This is a genomic window from Pseudomonas sp. SMV71 (genome assembly GCF_052042015.1).
In the GTDB taxonomy this organism is placed as follows: Bacteria; Pseudomonadota; Gammaproteobacteria; order Pseudomonadales; family Pseudomonadaceae; genus Aquipseudomonas.
Map to the genome: position 1 here is coordinate 181,939 of NZ_JBKGGU010000001.1, position 18,191 is coordinate 200,129.

Consider the following 18,191-nt stretch of genomic DNA (forward strand, 5'->3'; position numbering starts at 1 on the left):
GAATATGACAGCTAGACAACAGCCGCATCGGCCCGCCTCAGGCCAGGAACCGATCGGAGCGGCTCCAGCGGCGGCCGACATCGATCCAGCCCCCCAGCAGGCCACGCAATTGCCCGTCGGCGCCATAGAAGGGCACCGACCAGTGGTAGATTTCCCGCAAACCGCTGCGAAACATCAACTGGCGGTCGATGTATCGAGGCTGGCCGGTGCGCAGCTGCTCCATGACCTCCCCGTGCAACAACTCGGCCGTGGCCGGCGGAAACGCGGCACAGTCAATCAGCCGCGTACCGCGCAGCCTTTCAAAGCGGGTCGCGAATTGTTCCTCATAGCTTTTGTTGCACATGATCAGGCGGCCTTCCAGGTCCCGGATAAAAATCGGGTCGGGGATAGCGTCCATCAAAGCGCTCTGAAGCATCAGTTGGTCCTTGAGCACCGCCTCGGCCTTGAGGCGCTGGTCGATCTGTATTTTCAGGCGACGGTTCCACAACACCGAGAGCAAACCGAATAGCGCCACCACCGGCACGCACCAGTAACCCCAACCGGACACCCGCCTCCAGAATGACGGCTCCTGGGCAGGCGCACTGCCGGCCATCCATTTGGCGCGCAGGGCACGCATTTCCTCGGCCGGGAAGACCTCCAGGGCCTTATTCAGAATGCTGAGCAGCGACGGCAGGTCCTGGCGCACGGCCAGGTAATCCGGCTCCCATTTGCCCTCCACACTGGCGCCTACCTGCAACTGCCCTGTGGGGTACAGATGCACCCCCGTTTCATTTTCGATGGTCGCGAAGGCTTCCCGACTTTCCACCAGTGCCCGCGCCTCGCTGTTGGTCTTGACCGTACGCAGCTGGATGGCCGGGTAGTCACGGCGGATTTCCGCTTCCAGGGCATGCCGCGCCGGCAACGCCAGGACCCTGCCATTGAGCTGCTCCAGGGAATGCAAGGCAGACTCGCCATCACGCCCGACGAACACCCAGCCGTAACCGCCAAAGGCATGGCTGAAGCTCAGGAAATCCCTACGCTCGTCATTCATTGCCAGGGTGGTGGTCATGTCGGCTTCGCCGTTCTCCAGCATCGTCATCAACTGATCGGGGGAAAATGACTCCCGGTGCACGAATTCGAGCCCGGTCATTTGCGCGATACGCTGGAGAATGTCGTGATTGAGCCCGTCCCACCGGCCCAGTTCATTCTTGAACAGGTACAGCGGAAACTGCATCGAGGCGACGATGACCCGCGGGTTCTCCTTGATCCATTTCAACTCCTGGGCATCCAGCACCGGCCGCACATCGGGCGGTGGCGTGTCGAGGGCCGCCATCTGTGCCGCGCTGCTCCATTGCGCCCAGTACAACAGGGCCAGGCCCATCACCCAGCTCAGCGCTGGCTTGCTTCTGATAAAAAACGACATCTGCACTTCCTTCGAGATGACTCGCCCTCCTCCAAGGCGAAAACCCGGCCAGTTTGGCATGCAGAAACAAGAAAGCCCGTCAGGAGACGGGCTTCAAAATGTGACAGGTTGCGGCGGTCAGAGAGGCTTGCCGCGGTTGCCATGCTGGCTGACAAAGGCCTGTACGGCTTTCAGGTCATTTGGCAACACGGTGCAGCGCTCATCTCGCTCAAACAAATCAGAAAGATGTGCAGGCAGTTCAAGCGCTTTTCCTACGCCAGCTTTCTCCACTGCTTCCGGAAACTTGACCGGGTGGGCGGTCCCTAGGATGACCATCGGGGTATCCAGGCTGCGACGGCACTCCCGGGCAGCCCGCACGCCGATGGCGGTGTGCGGATCGAGCAGTTCGCCCGTCTGGGCGAACACCTCGGCGATGGTCTCGCAGGTTTGTGCGTCATCCACCGCCAGGGAATCGAACAGCTTGCGGGCTTCGGTCCAGCGTTCGGGTTCGACGCTGAAACCACCACCCTGTTTGAAGCTGTCCATCAGGCCGGCAATCGCCGCTCCGTTGCGCCCGTGGAGGTCGAACAACAGGCGTTCGAAGTTCGACGACACCATGATGTCCATCGATGGCGACAACGTGGCGTGCAGGGTTTCCTTGACGTACTGGTTGCCGCTCATGAAGCGATGCAGGATGTCGTTGCGATTGGTGGCGACGATCAATTGGTTGATCGGCAGCCCCATGTTGCGCGCCAGGTAGCCGGCGAAGATATCGCCGAAATTGCCGGTGGGCACCGAGAACGACACAGAGCGGGCCGGGCCGCCCAACTGCAGCGCCGCGTGGAAGTAGTAGACGATCTGGGCCATGATCCGCGCCCAGTTGATCGAGTTCACCGCCACCAGCCGGGTGCCCTTGAGGAAGCCCTGGTCGGCGAAGCTGGCCTTGACCATTTCCTGGCAGTCATCGAAGTTGCCTTCGATGGCGATGTTATGGATGTTATCGCCGAAAATCGTCGTCATCTGCCGACGCTGCACTTCCGAGACGCGGTTGTGCGGGTGCAGGATGAAGATGTCGACGTTTTCGCAACGCTTGCAGCCTTCGATGGCGGCCGAACCGGTGTCGCCCGAGGTCGCACCGACAATCACCACCCGCTCGCCGCGTTTTTGCAGCACGTAGTCCAGCAAGCGGCCAAGCAGCTGCAGGGCAAAGTCCTTGAAAGCCAGTGTCGGGCCGTGAAACAACTCCATCACCCATTCGTTACCGTTGAGTTGACGCAGCGGTGCGATGGCGTTGTGGGAAAAGACCCCATAGGTCTCTTCCAGGATCTTCTTGAAATCGGCGTCCGGAATGCTGCCGGTGACGAACGGGCGCATGACTCGGAACGCCAGCTCGTGGTATGGCAGGCCGGCCCAGGAAGCGATTTCTTCCTGGGTGAAGCGCGGCAGGTTTTCCGGCACATAGAGGCCGCCGTCCGTGGCCAGGCCGGCCAGCAGGACATCTTCGAAATTCAGGGCCGGTGCCTGGCCGCGGGTGCTGATATAGCGCATGGGGGCAAACCTTTGGTTTGAGCTTCGAGCTTCGAGCTGCAAGCTACAAGTTGCCAGCGGATCGGCTTTTACTTGGAGCTTGCAGCTTGCGGCTTGCAGCTTTGATTAATTCAGATGCTCAACGCGGATCCGGACAACAGGGCCGACGACGCCCTGGAGCGCCTCCAACGCGGCAATCGCGTCGTTGATACGCTGCTCGACCACGCGGTGGGTCAGCAGAATCATCGGCACCAGGCCGTCGTGTTCCTCGACTTCCTTCTGCATGATCGACTCGATATTGATGCCACGCTCCGACAGGATAGTCGCTACCTGGGCCAGTACGCCCGGATGGTCCTTGGCCTGTATGCGCAGGTAGTAGGAGCTTTCGCACTCCTGGATCGGAAGAATCGGGTGGGCCGACAGCGAATCCGGCTGGAAGGCCAGGTGCGGCACACGATTTTCCGGATCCGAGGTCATGGCGCGAACCACGTCCACCAGGTCGGCCACCACCGAAGAGGCGGTCGGCTCCATGCCCGCGCCGGCGCCGTAGAACAACGTCGAACCGGAAGCGTCGCCGTTGACCATCACCGCGTTCATCACGCCGTTGACGTTGGCGATCAGGCGGTCGGCCGGGATCAGGGTCGGGTGCACACGCAGCTCGATGCCGCTGGCGGTGCTGCGCGCCACGCCCAGGTGCTTGATGCGATAGCCCAGGGCCTCGGCATAGTTCACGTCAGCGGTGGTCAGCTTGGTGATGCCTTCGGTGTAGGCCTTGTCGAATTGCAGCGGGATACCGAAAGCGATGGACGCCAGGATCGTCAGCTTGTGCGCCGCGTCGATGCCTTCCACGTCGAACGTCGGATCGGCTTCGGCATAACCGAGGGCCTGGGCTTCGGCGAGCACGTCTTCAAAGGTGCGGCCCTTCTCGCGCATCTCGGTGAGAATGAAGTTGCCGGTGCCGTTGATGATCCCGGCTACCCAGTTGATGCGGTTGGCCGACAGGCCTTCGCGGATCGCCTTGATCACCGGGATACCACCGGCCACGGCGGCTTCGAAAGCCACGATCACGCCCTTCTCGCGGGCCTTGGCGAAAATTTCATTACCGTGAACAGCGATGAGCGCCTTGTTCGCGGTGACCACATGCTTGCCATTCTCGATGGCCTTGAGTACCAGCTCGCGGGCAACGGTGTAGCCGCCCACCAACTCTATGACGATGTCGATCTCAGGGTTCGTGGCCACTTCGAACACATCGTTGGTAATCGCAATACCGGTCGTCTGGAACTGAGGCTTTGGCGTGCGCATGGCAATTTGTGCCACTTCGATTCCACGCCCGGCACGACGAGCAATTTCCTCGGCGTTGCGCTGAAGTACGTTGAAGGTGCCGCCACCGACGGTACCTAACCCACAGATGCCTACTTTGACCGGATTCACACTTGACTCCCCATGAAACGGCCGACGCAAGGTCGGCCGTGAAATACAGCCGCGCAGCAACGCGACTTTGTGTTTAACGGCCCGACGAAGGTTTTCGCCGAGCCGTGATCTTCAAGAACGGATCGCCCATGATCATTTCGCGCCAAGGGCCAGTTTGGCGACTTGTGGCGCCGGCTGATAGCCCGGAATCACCTGTCCGTCCGCCAAAACGATGGCCGGCGTACCGTTCACGCCGATGGACTGGCCAAGGGCGAACTGCTTGGAAACCGGGTTCTCGCACTTGGCAGCCTTGATTTCCTTGCCGTCGACCATTTTATCCATGGCCGCTTTCTTGTCCTTGGAGCACCAGACCGCCTGCAACTGCTCATCGCCCGGCGAGCCCAGGCCCTGGCGCGGGAACGCTACATAGCGTACTTCGATGCCGCGCTTGTTCAGCTCCGGCACTTCGGCGTGCAGCTTGTGGCAGTACGGGCACGTGGTGTCGGTGAACACGGTGATATGGGACTTGGTTTCGCCGACCGCCGGGTAGACCACGGTCTCGGCGACCGGAATGCCGTTGATCAACTTGGAAATGCCCTGGCGCTCGGTCATTTCGGTGAGATTGACCGGCTTACCATCCTTGAGCTCGAACAGGTTGCCCTGGACGATGTATTGCCCGTCGGCACTGGCATACAGCACGCGGCTGCCCTTGAGCTTGACTTCATACAGCCCGCTCATGGGGCTGGCCGAGATGGCTTCTATCGGCACTTCCAGCTGAAGGTTTTCCAGGCTCTTGCGGATAGCCTTGTCAGCCGCGTCGTCGGCGATGGCAAAGGTACTGGCCAACGCAATCGCGGCGGCGGTGAACATCTGGATCAAACGCATGGGGACTCCTGAGGCGGACAAATGAGACGGGGAAACGCCGACCCGCAGATTCGGGTTCCAGCCGCCCACTGTGCAAACCGGCAAAGCCTACCACAGTAAGCCCCGCGTGGCCGAATGCCGGTGATGCAAGACATTGGCGGGGGGCTTTTTTGTAGGGCCTGGCTCGAGAAGCTCATTGACTGTACCGCCGTCATCGCGAGCAGGCTCGCTCCCACAGGGGAACGGCGGTGAACACAAAATAGCCCGACACCAAAAATCAGCGTGGGAGCGAGCCTGCTCGCGATAGCGGTGGGTCAGCTTGCACAGCTGTTGAATGTACCGCCGTCTTCGCGAGCAAGCCCGCTCCCACAGGGGAATGGCGGCGAACACAAAATAACCGGACGCCACAGATCATTGTGGGAGCGAGCCTGCTCGCGATGGCGGTGGGTCAGCTTGCACAGCTGTTGAATGTACCGCCGTCTTCGCGAGCAAGCTCGCTCCCACAGGGATAGTGGCTGTCGCCCTCATTCATCCCCGAGGATGGTGCTTGGCGTGCAAATCCTGCAACCGTGCCCGGGCGACGTGGGTGTAGATCTGGGTGGTGGACAGGTCGCTGTGGCCCAGTAGCATCTGCACGACCCGCAGGTCGGCGCCGTGGTTGAGTAAATGCGTGGCGAAGGCATGGCGCAGGGTGTGGGGCGAGAGGGACTTGGCGATCCCGGCGACCTTGGCCTGGTGTTTGATGCGGTGCCAGAAGGTCTGACGGGTCATCTGCTCACCGTTGCGGCTCGGGAACAAGACGTCGCTGGGGCGTCCGCCCAGCAGTTCATGGCGCGCGTCGCGCATGTAGCGCTCGACCCAGACGATCGCTTCTTCACCCATCGGCACCAGGCGTTCCTTGCTGCCTTTGCCCATCACCCGCAGCACACCCTGGCGCAGGTTGACCTGTTCCAGCGTCAGGCTGATCAGTTCGGTGACCCGTAGGCCACAGGCATAGAGCACCTCCAGCATGGCCCGGTCGCGCTGGCCGATGGCTTCGCTCAGGTCCGGCGCCGCCAGTAGCGCTTCCACGTCAGCCTCCGACAGCGACTTGGGCAGTGGGCGTCCCAATTGGGGCATTTCCACGCGCAACGTCGGATCCACCGCGATCAGCTTTTCCCGCAACAGATAGCGATAAAACCCACGCAGGCCGGAAAGAAAGCGTGCGGTCGAGCGCGGTTTGTAGTTTTGCTCCAGGCGCCAGGCCAGGTGATCGAGGATCAGCTCGCGCCCGGCATTGATCAGCTCCAGGTCCTGTTCCTGCAACCAGCCGTTGAATAGCGCCAGGTCGCTGCGATAGGCGCCACGGGTGTTATCGGACAGGCCCTTCTCCAGCCAAAGGGCGTCGAGAAACTGGTCTATCAAGGGGTGATCGATGGCAGGCATAAACGCTCATGAAAGATGCAAAACCGAAGTTATGCAGGGTGCGCAAAGTGCAAATCGCAGGCAACAAAAAAGCAGCCCGCAGGCTGCTTTTTTTGCATCGGAAGCTGGACTTAAGCCAGTTTTTCCTTGATGCGCGCTGCTTTACCGGACAGGTCACGCAGGTAGTACAGCTTGGCTTTACGCACGTCACCGCGACGCTTCACAGCCATGCTGTCGATTTGCGGGCTGTAGGTCTGGAAAGTACGCTCTACGCCAACACCGTTGGAGATTTTACGAACGGTGAATGCACTGTTTACGCCGCGGTTACGCTTGGCGATAACAACGCCTTCGAACGCTTGCAGACGCGAACGGTCGCCTTCCTTCACTTTCACCTGAACGACAATGGTGTCGCCCGGGGCAAAGGTAGGGATTTCCTTGGTCATCTGCTCTGCTTCGAGTGCAAGGATGATTTTGTTAGTCATGCTGTGCTCCTAAGGCAAGTCGTCGGACTCACCATCGATACGTTGTTAACTATCGTCCCGCTCGCGGATGTATTCCTCGAGCAGCTTCTTCTCTTCTCCAGAAAGCGAGCGGCTTTCCAGAAGATCGGCGCGTCGTTCGTAGGTCCGACCAAGGGACTGCTGCAAACGCCAACGCCGGATGTGCGCGTGGTTGCCACTTAGCAACACGTCGGGAACACGCTGATCCGCATACACCTCCGGTCGGGTGTAGTGCGGGCAATCCAGCAGACCATCCGTAAAGGAATCTTCCTCAGCGGAATCTGCATGCCCTAAAGCTCCAGGCAGCAGTCGTGTAACCGCATCGATCAGGACCATCGCCGGCAGCTCGCCGCCAGACAGTACATAGTCGCCAATCGACCACTCTTCATCGACATGAGCTTCAATGAAACGCTCGTCAATGCCTTCATAACGGCCGGCAATCAGGATCAATGCATCCGAATTCGCCAGCTCGCGTACCGCCGACTGAGTCAGCTGGCGGCCTTGGGGCGACAGGTAGATCACCTTCGCACCCTCCCCGGCTGCCGTCCTGGCCTGAACCAGTGCATCTTCCAGGGGCTTGATCTTCATCACCATGCCCGGACCACCGCCAAACGGGCGATCGTCCACAGTGTGATGCCGATCCGTGGTGTAGTCCCGCGGATTCCAACAGGTCAGCTGCAACAGATCCTGTTTCACCGCGCGGCTGGTTATGCCGTACTCGCTGATGGCGGAAAACATCTCGGGAAACAATGTGATGACTTCGACGCGCAAACTAGCCACGTTCAGAAATCCGCATCCCATTCCACCTTCATTTCGCCAGCTTCCAGATTAACGGCCAACACGCATTGCTCGGTATAGGGCAACAGGCGTTCGCGATCATCCAGACTGCCGACGCAAGGCTTGACCACCATGACATCATTCGAACCGGTCTCGAGCAGGTGATCGATTTTCCCGAGCAATTGCCCGAGGTGGTCGATGACCTTCAGACCTACCAGCTGGTACCAGTAGTACTCGCCGTCGGTCAGTTCAGGGAACAGGTTGCGTGGCACGCAGATCTCATAACCGGCCAGAAGACGCGCTTCTTCACGATCATCGAGACCCTTGAGCTTTGCGACCAGGAACTTTTCATTCCCGCGTCCGCTGACCAGCTCAACCTGTTTCACACTACCTTCGCGCTTGAGCGTCCAGGTTTTGTAGTCCAACAGGTTTTTGATCGGATCAGTAAAGGAATACACCTTCACTTCGCCGCGAACGCCATGAACAGAATAGATCTTGCCGACAACGATCAGGTCATCAGCATCTTTTGGCGTCGCGTTCATATTGCTCAGGCCGCAGCCTTAGCCGATTCCTTCAACAACTGAGCAACGCGCTCAGAAGGTTGTGCACCAACGCTCAGCCAGTAGGCTACGCGCTCTTGGTTCACGGACAGACGAACTTCCTGACCACGGGCAACAGGGTTGAAGAAACCAACCTGCTCCTTGTGGGAACCGTCACGCGGATTGCGGCTGTCGGTTACGGTCAGGTGGTAAAACGGGCGCTTTTTGGAGCCGCCAAGGGCAAGACGGATTGTTAGCATGTGAACATCGTTCCTGTAGTCGGTGCTGCAAATCTAAATGCACAGCGGGCATAGGTGCCCGAAAGGCCGCATATTCTAAGGAATATCCGGACTTTTGCAAATGTCTTTTTCCGGCGCCTATCGGCTGGCCATCCAGATCTGCCATGGAGCCGTCGTTGAAAACGGCCAGTCAGCCCCCCGTCCGAAGGCGGTTGGCTGCAAATCCCACGTCCCCGTGGGCTGCACCGGCAGGAGCGCCGATGCGTGGATTCGTTAAATCTTGGGCATGCCGCCGCCGGGCAACATACCGCCCATGCCGCGCATCATCTTGGCCATCCCGCCCTTGGCGGAGAATTTCTTCATCATCTTCTGCATCTGCTTGTGCTGCTTGATCAAGCGACCGATGTCCTGCACCTGGGTGCCGGAGCCCATGGCGATCCGACGCTTGCGCGAACCGCTGATCAGCTCAGGGTCGCGGCGCTCGGCCGGGGTCATGGAGTTGATGATGGCTTCCATCTGCTTGAACTGCTTTTCAGCCGCACCCTGGGCATTGCCCATCTGCGCCAGGTTCACGCCACCGATGTTCGGCAGTTTGTCCATGAGCCCGCCGAGGCCGCCCATGTTCTTCATCTGTTGCAGCTGGTCGCGGAAGTCTTCGAGGTCGAAGCCCTTGCCCTTCTTCAGCTTCTTGGCCAGTTTGTCGGCCTTGTCCTTGTCGAGGGTCTGCTCGGCCTGCTCGATCAGGCTGAGCACATCGCCCATACCCAGGATGCGCGAAGCGATACGCTCGGGGTGGAACGGTTCGAGCGCTTCACTCTTTTCGCCCATACCGATGAACTTGATCGGCTTGCCAGTGATGGCCCGCACCGAAAGCGCGGCACCGCCACGGGCGTCGCCGTCGACCTTGGTCAGGATCACACCGGTCAGCGGCAGCGCGTCGCCAAACGCCTTGGCGGTGTTGGCGGCGTCCTGGCCGGTCATGGCGTCGACCACGAACAGGGTTTCCACTGGCTTGACCGCGGCATGCAGTGCCTTGATCTCGCCCATCATCTCTTCGTCGATGTGCAGGCGACCGGCGGTGTCGACGATGACCACGTCGATGAACTTGAGTTTTGCTTCCTTAATAGCAGCCTGGGCGATGTCCACCGGCTTCTGGCTCAGGTCGGACGGGAAGAACGTCACGCCGATGTCGTTGGCCAGGGTTTCCAGTTGTTTGATCGCCGCCGGACGGTAGACGTCCGCGGACACCACCATCACCGACTTCTTCTTGCGCTCTTTAAGCAGGCGCGCCAGCTTGCCGGCGGTCGTGGTCTTGCCCGCGCCCTGCAGGCCGGCCATCAACACCACCGCTGGCGGCACGGCGCTCAGGTTCAGGTCTTCGTTGGCGGCGCCCATCAGGCTTTCGAGCTCGGCCTGGACGATCTTCACGAACGCCTGGCCCGGCGTCAGGCTGCGCGACACTTCGGTGCCGACGGCGCGTTCCTTGACCGAGTTGACGAAGTCCTTGACCACCGGCAGGGCGACGTCGGCTTCAAGCAGCGCCATGCGCACTTCGCGCAGGGTGTCTTTGATGTTGTCTTCGGTCAGTTTCGCCTTGCCGGTGACATGGCGCAGCGTCTGCGAGAGACGGTCGGTTAGGTTTTCAAACATGCGCGATCCTTTCAGGCCCAGATGAGACCGGGATAATGGCGGCCCAGACCGTGAAAAATGTGCTCGGCGAGCCTGCGGCGTGGGCAGGTCGCGGATTATAGCGAAGAAGCGTGCCGCGTACACCTCGCTGTCGGTGCCGGCGGTCTTTCGTGCGGTGGGGGTTCTATGCCAAACTCAGCGCCTTTCGGGCCTGCCTAACAGGATTTATGCTCCCCTTGTCACCCAGTTTGCTTGCCTCGCTCGTCGCCGCCTGCCTATATGCCGCTGCGACCCTCTACCAAGGCACTCGCCTGGCCTCCGGCGCCAAGGCGAACAAACGCCTGCTGGTCACGCTTGGCGTGCTGGCGGTGCTCGGCCATGCCGCCAGTCTTTATGCCCACCTGATGACACCGATCGGCCTGGGCCTGGATTTCTTCAACGCCGCCAGCCTGATCGCGGTGGCCGTGATCGCCCTGACGCTGCTGGCCTGCTCGCGCATCCCGGTGGAAAACCTGCTGGTGCTGCTTTTCCCGTTGGGGCTGGCGACGGTTTTGCTGGCGCAATTCGCGCCGTCGGGCACGGTGCAGGTCATTGACGAAGAACCGGGCATCCTCGCCCACATCCTGCTGTCGATCCTCGCCTATGGACTGTTCACCATCGCGGTGTTCCAGGCCTTGCTGCTGCTGGTGCAGGATCACCAGCTCAAGCACAAGCACCCGTCCGGGCTGATCCGCAACTTCCCGCCACTGCAAACCATGGAAAGCCTGCTGTTCGGCTTCCTCTGGGGTGGCTGGACGCTGCTGTCGCTGTCGCTGATCTCCGGCTGGCTGTTCGTCGAGAACCTGTTCGCCCAACACCTGGTGCACAAGACCCTGCTGGCGTGCCTGGCCTGGGTGGTGTTCAGCGTGTTGCTGTGGGGCCGCAACCGTCTCGGCTGGCGCGGCCATAAAGCGATTCGCTGGACCCTGGCCGGCTTCTGCCTGCTGATGCTGGCTTACTTCGGCAGCAAGCTGGTCCGTGAATACATCCTGCACATCTGACGGACGGCCCTGATGGATACGTTGCCCGTGGCGCCGCTGCTCGCCGTGTTGGTCGTACTGATTCTCTGGTCAGCGCTGTTCACCGCCATCGAAGCCGCGCAGCAGCACCTGCGGGCCCAACGCAAGGCCTCGCGCGCCACCGACAAGCCGCTGGCGACGCTGAACTTCCCGCTGTCCAGCCTGATCCTTTGCAATACCTTGTGTCGCGCCATGGCCATGGTGATCGGCACACTGCTGGGGATCTTCACTTGGCAGGAGAATGGTCCCTGGGCGGCCTGGCTGGGCACCAGCGCAGCGCTGCTGGTGTTCGCCGATTACCTGCCGCGCACCCTGGCCGTGCGCCAGGCCGATGCAGTGCTGGCACTGGGCAACACCTTGCTGGGCATTCCATTGAAGATTGTTTATCCGTTTGCCTGGCTGCTGAACAGCCTCAGCCAATGGTTGCTACGACCGCTTGCCCGCAAGACCAAGGTGGTGCAGCAAAGCGATGACGAAACGCCTACGCCATCGCGCAGCGAACACGAACCGGAGCACAACGGCGGTCGATTGCAGCCGATGTCCGGCATTCATGCCCTGGATAACATTACCGTCAATGACATCCTGGTGCCCCGCAGCGAGGTCGACGGGATCAACCTGGACGACCCCATCGGCGAAATCATCGAACAGTTGCGCCTGAACCGTCGGACCCGCCTGCCGGTATTCCACAGCGATATCAACCAGGTCGAAGCGGTGCTCAACACCCGCCAGATCCGCCACTTGCTGGCGGATGCGAGCCTGACCAAGGAAGCGCTGCTGGCCGCCTCCCATGAACCGTACTTCGTCCCCGAAAGCACGCCCCTGCAACTGCAATTGCTGAACTTCCACAAGCAGCAACGGCGCCTGGGCATGGTGGTGGACGAATATGGCGAGGTGCTGGGCATCGTCACCCTGGAAGACATCCTCGAAGAAATCGTCGGCGAGTTCGAAAGCGAGCACAGCCTCGACAACCCGCACGTCCATCCCCAGCCCGACGGTCGCCTGATGATCGACGGCGCCGCGTCGATCCGTGAACTGAACCGGACCCTGGGCTGGCACCTGCCCTGTGACGGCCCCAAGACCCTCAACGGGCTGGTGACCGAAGCGCTGGAAACCATTCCCGAGAGCCCGGTATGCCTGAAGATCGGCCGCTACCGGCTGGAAATCGTCGAGACCGTGGACAACCGCGTCAGCCAGGTGCTGGCGTGGCATAACAGCTCGGTGCCTGCGGTTCTTTGATCTCCTGTGGCGAGGGAGCTTGCTCCCGCCGGGCCGGGCTGGCGCACCAGTGCGAAGCAGCCCCATCACATCTGAATGCGGTCAATCAGACACACCGCAGTGCTCGGTATAGGGGCTGCTGCGCAACCCAGCGGGAGCAAGCTCCCTCGCCACAGGGTTTGCGCAGGCATCGCTATTGAGTACAAACGCCCTTGTCGATTCGTTAGCCTCCTTTCTATACTCACCCCGCTTACCCAGCACCGCCCGAACCCCGTGCTTACCCCGCACTCAGCCGGTTCCGGCCAGACCATCGCCGAAATCCGCCTCAACCCTGCGACTGTTCCTACCTGAAACAGCGACAGGGCATCTGCCCACATCCCTGGGTGTTCGACCATAATAATTCGCTCCAACGGAGCACATGACTGTCAGGGATCACCGCATGACAACCATCACTTGCAACGACGCTGTGCCTGTCCAGCCGACCAACTCAGCCAGCCGCGTGGCGACCGCGAGCTTCATCGGCACCGCTATCGAGTTCTACGATTTCTATGTCTACGCCACGGCCGCCGCCCTGGTGATCGGACCGGTGTTCTTCCCGCAAACCTCGGGTACGGCACAGATGTTGTCGTCGTTCCTGACCTTCGGCATCGCCTTTCTTGCCCGTCCGCTGGGGTCTGCGCTGTTCGGTCATTTCGGCGACCGGATCGGGCGCAAATCCACACTGGTGGCCTCGCTGCTGCTCATGGGCGTGTGCACAACGCTGATCGGCGTGCTACCCGGCTATGCCAGTATTGGCGCCTGGGCGCCGATCCTGCTGTGTCTGCTGCGTTTTGGCCAAGGCCTTGGGCTGGGTGGTGAATGGGGCGGCGCGGCACTGCTGGCGACCGAGAATGCCCCCAAAGGCAAGCGCGCCTGGTACGGCATGTTTCCACAACTCGGGCCTTCCATCGGCTTCCTTGCAGCCAACGGGCTGTTCCTGACGCTGGCCATGAGCCTGGACGACGAGCAATTCCGCTCCTGGGGCTGGCGGATTCCATTCCTGCTCAGCGCGGTGCTGGTGGTCGTCGGCCTCTACGTCCGGCTCAAGCTCCATGAAACCCCGGTGTTCGCCAATGCCATGGCGCGCCAGGAGCGGGTGAAGGTGCCGCTGGTGGAGCTGTTCAGCCAGTACTGGGCGCCGACCTTGCTCGGAGCGGCGGCGATGGTGGTGTGTTACGCGCTGTTCTACATCTCGACGGTGTTTTCCTTGAGCTACGGCGTAGCCACCCTCGGCTACAGCCGCGAGACATTTCTCGGCCTGCTGTGCTTTGCCGTCCTGTTCATGGCCGCCGCCACGCCATTGTCGGCCTGGGCAAGCGACCGTTTCGGGCGCAAACCGGTACTGATCGTGGGCGGCGTGCTGGCGATTGCCTCGGGTTTCGCCATGGAGCCCTTGCTGACCCAGGGCTCGACCGCAAGCGTGGCGTTGTTCCTGTGCGTTGAATTGTTCCTGATGGGGGTGACCTTTGCCCCCATGGGCGCCTTGCTGCCAGAACTGTTCCCGACGCACGTGCGTTATACCGGCGCCTCGGCGGCCTACAACCTGGGGGGCATCGTCGGCGCCTCGGCCGCTCCGTTCTTCGCCCAGAAACTGGTGGCGATGGGTGGCCTGGGTTATGTCGGCGGATACGTTTCCGCCGCTGCGCTGCTCAGCGTGATCGCGGTGCTGTGTCTGAAGGAAACGCGCCATAACGATCTGAACCAGGTCGCGTGAAACACAATGTGGTGGGGAAGCGGGCTTTCTCACCACAATCACCCCTTTTGCCTACGAACTGTCGCAAAACTGAACAACGGCTGATGAAACACCCACTAACAATCACCCACCATTGAAACCACCCCCCACCTGCCCCATCTAAGACCCATACTCCATTGCGCAGGTGCCCCATGAGCGACCAGCACTCTACTGAAGCCAAGAACGACTACGCTGATTCCGAACACATCGAACACAGCTCCACCGGCACTGGCCTGGCGCTGCCCGGCCAGAACCTGCCGGACAAGGTCTACATCATTCCAATTCACAACCGTCCGTTCTTCCCGGCCCAGGTATTGCCGGTCATCGTCAATGAAGAACCCTGGGCCGAGACCCTGGAACTGGTGGCCAAGTCCGAACATCACTCCCTGGCGCTGTTCTTCATGGACACGCCCCAGGAAGACCCGCGGCATTTCGATACCTCGGCGCTGCCGCTGTACGGCACGCTGGTCAAGGTGCACCACGCCAGTCGCGAAGGCGGCAAGTTGCAATTCGTCGCCCAGGGCCTGACCCGCGTACGCATCCGCACCTGGCTCAAGCACCATCGCCCGCCCTATCTGGTGGAGGTCGAATACCCGCACCAACCGAGCGAGCCGACCGACGAGGTCAAGGCCTACGGCATGGCGCTGATCAACGCGATCAAGGAGCTGCTGCCGCTCAATCCGCTGTACAGCGAAGAACTGAAGAACTACCTCAACCGCTTCAGTCCCAACGATCCCTCGCCCCTGACCGATTTCGCCGCCGCGCTCACCTCCGCCACCGGCAGTGAGCTGCAGGAAGTGCTCGACTGCGTGCCCATGCTCAAGCGCATGGAAAAAGTCCTGCCGATGCTGCGCAAGGAAGTCGAGGTGGCGCGGCTGCAAAAAGAGATTTCCGCAGAGGTCAACAATAAGATCGGCGAACATCAGCGCCAGTTCTTCCTCAAAGAACAGCTCAAGGTCATCCAGCAAGAACTGGGGCTGACCAAGGATGACCGCAGCGCCGATCTCGAACAGTTCGAGCAGCGCCTGGAAGGCAAGGCGTTGTCGGCCCAGGCGCAGAAGCGCATCGAAGAGGAAATGAACAAGCTGTCCATCCTGGAAACCGGCTCGCCGGAATACGCCGTCACCCGCAACTACCTCGATTGGGCGACGTCGGTACCGTGGGGCGTGTACGGCCAGGACAAGCTCGACCTCAAGCATGCGCGCAAGGTACTCGACCAGCATCATGCCGGCCTGGGCGATATCAAGGATCGGATCCTGGAGTTCCTCGCCGTCGGTGCCTACAAAGGCGAGATCAGCGGCTCCATTGTGCTGCTGGTGGGCCCGCCGGGCGTGGGCAAGACCAGCGTCGGCAAGTCCATTGCCGAGTCCCTCGGGCGTCCGTTCTACCGTTTCAGTGTCGGCGGCATGCGCGACGAAGCCGAGATCAAGGGCCACCGGCGCACCTACATCGGCGCCCAGCCGGGCAAACTGGTGCAGGCGCTCAAGGACGTCGAAGTGATGAACCCGGTGATCATGCTCGACGAGATCGACAAGATGGGCCAGAGCTACCAGGGCGACCCGGCCTCGGCACTGCTGGAGACCCTCGACCCGGAGCAGAACGTCGAATTTCTCGACCACTACCTGGACCTGCGCCTGGACCTGTCGAAAGTGCTCTTCGTCTGCACCGCAAACACCCTCGATTCGATCCCCGGCCCGCTGTTGGACCGGATGGAAGTGATTCGCCTGTCGGGCTACATCACCGAAGAAAAAGTCGCTATCGCCAAGCGTCACCTGTGGCCCAAGCAACTGGCCAAGGCCGGTGTCTCCAAGGGCAGCCTGAGCATCAGCGACAGCGCCCTCAAGGCCTTGATCGACGGCTATGCCCGAGAAGCCGGGGTGCGACAGCTCGAGAAACAGCTCGGCAAGCTTGTACGCAAGGCGGTGATGAAGCTGATCGACGACCCGAAAGCCGTCATCAAGCTCGGGCCGAAGGACCTCGAAGCCTCCCTGGGCAAACCGGTGTTCCGCAACGAGCAGGTGCTGTCCGGCGTCGGAGTCATCACCGGCCTGGCCTGGACCAGCATGGGCGGGGCGACGTTGCCGATCGAAGCCACGCGCATCCACACCCTTAACCGCGGTTTCAAGCTGACCGGCCAGTTGGGTGAGGTGATGAAAGAGTCGGCGGAAATCGCCCACAGCTATGTCAGCTCGCACCTGAAACAGTTCGGCGGTGATGCGAAGTTCTTCGACGAAGCCTTCGTCCACCTGCACGTACCGGAGGGTGCCACGCCCAAGGATGGCCCGAGCGCCGGGGTGACCATGGCCAGCGCCTTGCTCTCCCTGGCCCGCAACCAGCCGCCGAAGAAAGGCGTGGCCATGACCGGCGAACTGACGCTCACCGGACACGTCCTGCCGATTGGTGGCGTGCGCGAAAAAGTGATCGCGGCGCGGCGACAGAAAATCAACGAACTGATCCTGCCGGAAGCCAACCGGGGCAACTTCGAAGAACTGCCGGACTACCTCAAGGAAGGCGTCACGGTGCACTTCGCCAAGCGGTTTGCGGATGTGGTGAAGGTGTTGTTCTGAGGGTTATGTAGCGACTGAACTGACCCCATCGCGAGCAGGCTCGCTCCCACAGGGATATGTGTCGAACACCATTATGTGAACGACACAAAACCACTGTGGGAGCGAGCCTGCTCGCGATGGCGTCATCTGCAGCACCCCATGCCCACCTGACACACCCAGTAGCATCTTCGGTTATGCTCCCCCATTCGTCGCAAATGCCGGAGCCTTTATGTCGCCCACCCGCCTGCTCGTGCCCTTGAGCCTCGCCCTGCTGAGCGCTTGCGCAACGCAACCGAAACACAACGTAACCGTGGAGAAAATGAGCCAGTGCCCGGTGCGCCTCAATAGCGGACAGAACCTGATCCTGAGCCTGCCCAGCAACCCCACCACCGGTTATCGCTGGGCGATCCAGGATTCGGCCGGCGGCGTGTTGAAAAGCCTGGGCCCCGAGGTGTATCGCAACCCGGAGGACGCCGGCATCGTTGGCGCGGCCGGCGTATCGACCTGGCGTTTCCAGGCATTCGCCGCAGGCACCGGTCGCCTGCGCCTGACTTATCAACAACCCTGGGCGCCTGAAGTCCCACCCGTGGAAACCTTCGACTGCGCCATTGCGGTGAACTGAGCATGGGTTGGCTGATCCTCGCGTTGATGGGTGCGGCCACCTATTTGTATGGCCTGAGCGTTCACGCCACGTTGCTGTGCCTGCTGGTCAAGCCGATGCCGGTACTGGCGCTGCTCGGTTGGCTGCATGATGCGCCGCCCGGCGAATACCGACGCTGGATCAGCCTCGGGTTGATTTTCTCGGTGGTCGGCGATGTGTTGCTGGCTTGGCCGGGGGATCTGTTCGTGTTCGGGCTGAGCGCGTTTCTATTGGCGCATCTGGCCTATTTGAAAGCCTACCTGAGCGATTGTCGCCGCCAGGCGTTGCTGCCACTGGCCTTGGCCCTGGGGATAGGCGCGATGCTCCTGGCTATCCTGATCTCCAGTGGCCTCGGGCCGTTGCTGGTGCCGGTGCTGGTCTACGGCCTGGTCATCAGCGCCATGCTCTGGCGAGCACTGGCCCGACTGGGCACCGATGTCCCCCAGCGCTCCGCCTGGCTGGCCGCCGCCGGAGCAGCGGCGTTCGTGTTCTCTGACAGCCTGATCGGTATCAACCGGTTCGTATCACCCTTCCAGACCGCCCCTTACCTGATCATCGTCAGCTATTGGCTGGGACAGTGGGGGATCACTGCGTCTGCTTTCACCCGAAAACCTTACTGAATCACCGATTAATGCGTGAGCGAGCCTGCTCGCGATAGCGATCCGTCAGTCGACATTCTTGCCTCCAGACA

The 18,191-nt window shown here is 61.1% G+C and carries 16 protein-coding genes; 6 read left to right on the forward strand and 10 right to left on the reverse strand.

Annotated elements, in window-relative coordinates; all coding sequences use genetic code 11:
* Positions 1 to 37 precede the first annotated feature (37 nt).
* From ACLEJQ_RS00915 to ffh, 10 genes are all read right to left on the reverse strand, one after another.
* Positions 38 to 1,402 carry a transporter substrate-binding domain-containing protein gene (locus ACLEJQ_RS00915; RefSeq protein ID WP_440791311.1) on the reverse strand — a complete coding sequence of 455 codons (1,365 nt, stop codon included), beginning with the start codon at positions 1,400 to 1,402 and terminating at the stop codon, positions 38 to 40.
* 117 nt (positions 1,403 to 1,519) lie between these two features.
* A complete protein-coding gene (gene thrC, locus ACLEJQ_RS00920) occupies positions 1,520 to 2,929 on the reverse strand; it encodes a threonine synthase (protein ID WP_440791313.1) in 1,410 nt (469 codons plus the stop codon).
* A gap of 105 nt (positions 2,930 to 3,034) precedes the next feature.
* Complete coding sequence (locus ACLEJQ_RS00925; protein ID WP_440791315.1) at positions 3,035 to 4,339, reverse strand: homoserine dehydrogenase; 1,305 nt, start codon at positions 4,337 to 4,339, stop codon at positions 3,035 to 3,037.
* Between the two features lie 132 nt (positions 4,340 to 4,471).
* Complete coding sequence (locus ACLEJQ_RS00930) at positions 4,472 to 5,203, reverse strand: DsbC family protein (RefSeq protein ID WP_440791317.1); 732 nt, start codon at positions 5,201 to 5,203, stop codon at positions 4,472 to 4,474.
* A 507-nt stretch (positions 5,204 to 5,710) separates the two neighbouring features.
* Entirely contained in the window at positions 5,711 to 6,607 is an 897-nt protein-coding gene (gene xerD, locus ACLEJQ_RS00935; RefSeq protein ID WP_440791319.1) for a site-specific tyrosine recombinase XerD, read from the reverse strand.
* 110 nt (positions 6,608 to 6,717) lie between these two features.
* A complete protein-coding gene (gene rplS, locus ACLEJQ_RS00940; protein WP_003175895.1) occupies positions 6,718 to 7,068 on the reverse strand; it encodes a 50S ribosomal protein L19 in 351 nt (116 codons plus the stop codon).
* Between the two features lie 45 nt (positions 7,069 to 7,113).
* Positions 7,114 to 7,887: a tRNA (guanosine(37)-N1)-methyltransferase TrmD gene (gene trmD / locus ACLEJQ_RS00945; RefSeq protein WP_440791321.1), complete on the reverse strand. Its 774-nt coding sequence runs from the start codon at positions 7,885 to 7,887 to the stop codon at positions 7,114 to 7,116.
* Positions 7,869 to 8,405 carry a ribosome maturation factor RimM gene (gene rimM / locus ACLEJQ_RS00950; protein ID WP_440791323.1) on the reverse strand — a complete coding sequence of 179 codons (537 nt, stop codon included), beginning with the start codon at positions 8,403 to 8,405 and terminating at the stop codon, positions 7,869 to 7,871. Before rimM ends, trmD begins: the two co-directional genes overlap by 19 nt.
* A 5-nt stretch (positions 8,406 to 8,410) precedes the next feature.
* Complete coding sequence (gene rpsP / locus ACLEJQ_RS00955) at positions 8,411 to 8,662, reverse strand: 30S ribosomal protein S16 (protein WP_003198088.1); 252 nt, start codon at positions 8,660 to 8,662, stop codon at positions 8,411 to 8,413.
* A 252-nt stretch (positions 8,663 to 8,914) separates the two neighbouring features.
* Positions 8,915 to 10,291: a signal recognition particle protein gene (ffh, locus tag ACLEJQ_RS00960; protein ID WP_440791325.1), complete on the reverse strand. Its 1,377-nt coding sequence runs from the start codon at positions 10,289 to 10,291 to the stop codon at positions 8,915 to 8,917.
* A gap of 206 nt (positions 10,292 to 10,497) precedes the next feature.
* Here ffh and ACLEJQ_RS00965 point away from each other — a divergent pair, with 206 nt between their 5' ends.
* The 6 genes from ACLEJQ_RS00965 (at position 10,498) to ACLEJQ_RS00990 (ending at position 18,120) form a co-directional block, all read left to right on the forward strand.
* Positions 10,498 to 11,310, forward strand: coding sequence for a cytochrome C assembly family protein (locus tag ACLEJQ_RS00965; protein WP_440791327.1), 813 nt, complete (start codon positions 10,498 to 10,500; stop codon positions 11,308 to 11,310).
* A 12-nt stretch (positions 11,311 to 11,322) separates the two neighbouring features.
* The gene (locus tag ACLEJQ_RS00970; RefSeq protein WP_440791329.1) at positions 11,323 to 12,564 is read left to right on the forward strand and encodes a CNNM domain-containing protein; all 1,242 of its coding nucleotides are present in this window, start codon (positions 11,323 to 11,325) and stop codon (positions 12,562 to 12,564) included.
* Positions 12,565 to 12,982: 418 nt separating this feature from the next.
* A complete protein-coding gene (locus ACLEJQ_RS00975) occupies positions 12,983 to 14,296 on the forward strand; it encodes an MFS transporter (RefSeq protein ID WP_440791331.1) in 1,314 nt (437 codons plus the stop codon).
* Between the two features lie 170 nt (positions 14,297 to 14,466).
* On the forward strand, positions 14,467 to 16,881 hold the full coding sequence (lon, locus tag ACLEJQ_RS00980) for an endopeptidase La (protein ID WP_440791333.1): 2,415 nt from the start codon (positions 14,467 to 14,469) through the stop codon (positions 16,879 to 16,881).
* Between the two features lie 208 nt (positions 16,882 to 17,089).
* The gene (locus ACLEJQ_RS00985) at positions 17,090 to 17,482 is read left to right on the forward strand and encodes a protease inhibitor I42 family protein (protein WP_440791335.1); all 393 of its coding nucleotides are present in this window, start codon (positions 17,090 to 17,092) and stop codon (positions 17,480 to 17,482) included.
* Positions 17,483 to 17,484: 2 nt separating this feature from the next.
* Positions 17,485 to 18,120 carry a lysoplasmalogenase gene (locus ACLEJQ_RS00990; protein WP_440791337.1) on the forward strand — a complete coding sequence of 212 codons (636 nt, stop codon included), beginning with the start codon at positions 17,485 to 17,487 and terminating at the stop codon, positions 18,118 to 18,120.
* Positions 18,121 to 18,191 lie beyond the last annotated feature (71 nt).

Coding starts and splice junctions, on each gene's coding strand:
- thrC (WP_440791313.1), bottom strand. CDS start 2,929: ATGCGCTATATCAGCACCCGCGGCCAGGCACCGGCCCTGAATTTCGAA.
- ACLEJQ_RS00970 (WP_440791329.1), top strand. CDS start 11,323: ATGGATACGTTGCCCGTGGCGCCGCTGCTCGCCGTGTTGGTCGTACTG.
- ACLEJQ_RS00985 (WP_440791335.1), top strand. CDS start 17,090: ATGTCGCCCACCCGCCTGCTCGTGCCCTTGAGCCTCGCCCTGCTGAGC.
- ACLEJQ_RS00975 (WP_440791331.1), top strand. CDS start 12,983: ATGACAACCATCACTTGCAACGACGCTGTGCCTGTCCAGCCGACCAAC.
- ACLEJQ_RS00965 (WP_440791327.1), top strand. CDS start 10,498: ATGCTCCCCTTGTCACCCAGTTTGCTTGCCTCGCTCGTCGCCGCCTGC.
- rpsP (WP_003198088.1), bottom strand. CDS start 8,662: ATGCTAACAATCCGTCTTGCCCTTGGCGGCTCCAAAAAGCGCCCGTTT.
- ffh (WP_440791325.1), bottom strand. CDS start 10,291: ATGTTTGAAAACCTAACCGACCGTCTCTCGCAGACGCTGCGCCATGTC.
- ACLEJQ_RS00930 (WP_440791317.1), bottom strand. CDS start 5,203: ATGCGTTTGATCCAGATGTTCACCGCCGCCGCGATTGCGTTGGCCAGT.
- ACLEJQ_RS00990 (WP_440791337.1), top strand. CDS start 17,485: ATGGGTTGGCTGATCCTCGCGTTGATGGGTGCGGCCACCTATTTGTAT.
- xerD (WP_440791319.1), bottom strand. CDS start 6,607: ATGCCTGCCATCGATCACCCCTTGATAGACCAGTTTCTCGACGCCCTT.
- lon (WP_440791333.1), top strand. CDS start 14,467: ATGAGCGACCAGCACTCTACTGAAGCCAAGAACGACTACGCTGATTCC.
- rplS (WP_003175895.1), bottom strand. CDS start 7,068: ATGACTAACAAAATCATCCTTGCACTCGAAGCAGAGCAGATGACCAAG.
- rimM (WP_440791323.1), bottom strand. CDS start 8,405: ATGAACGCGACGCCAAAAGATGCTGATGACCTGATCGTTGTCGGCAAG.
- trmD (WP_440791321.1), bottom strand. CDS start 7,887: ATGGGATGCGGATTTCTGAACGTGGCTAGTTTGCGCGTCGAAGTCATC.
- ACLEJQ_RS00915 (WP_440791311.1), bottom strand. CDS start 1,402: ATGTCGTTTTTTATCAGAAGCAAGCCAGCGCTGAGCTGGGTGATGGGC.